At 57.3% G+C, this 274-nt stretch carries 2 protein-coding genes; both read right to left on the reverse strand.

Going from position 1 to position 274, the window contains the following annotated elements; genetic code table 11:
- The coding region (locus G5A07_RS21280; protein WP_191863977.1) for a Clp protease N-terminal domain-containing protein at positions 1-151 on the reverse strand (151 nt) is incomplete at its 3' end.
- Positions 152-178: 27 nt separating this feature from the next.
- The coding region (locus tag G5A07_RS21285) for an ATP-dependent Clp protease adaptor ClpS (RefSeq protein WP_191863978.1) at positions 179-274 on the reverse strand (96 nt) is incomplete at its 5' end.

Consider the following 274-nt stretch of genomic DNA (forward strand, 5'->3'; position numbering starts at 1 on the left):
GGTTGGCACCGCACGCACGCAATACCGTTGCCGCCGCCTCATTGTCCAGCAAGGCCAGCAGCAGGTGCTCAACCGTCATGAATTCATGGCGTTTGGCCCTCGCCTCCTTGAAGGCGAGATTGAGGGTGACTTCGAGCTCTCGATTCAACATGGCTTCACCTCGCTCCCAAACATCCGATCAACTGTCTTTCTCTATCTCGCAGAGCAATGGATGCTGGCTCTCCCGTGCATACTGATTGACCTGCATCGCCTTGGTTTCGGCCACGTCCCGGGT

The sequence above is a fragment of the Stenotrophomonas sp. AS012628 genome (assembly GCF_010608305.1).
GTDB classification, from domain to species: domain Bacteria; phylum Pseudomonadota; class Gammaproteobacteria; order Xanthomonadales; family Xanthomonadaceae; genus Stenotrophomonas; species Stenotrophomonas geniculata.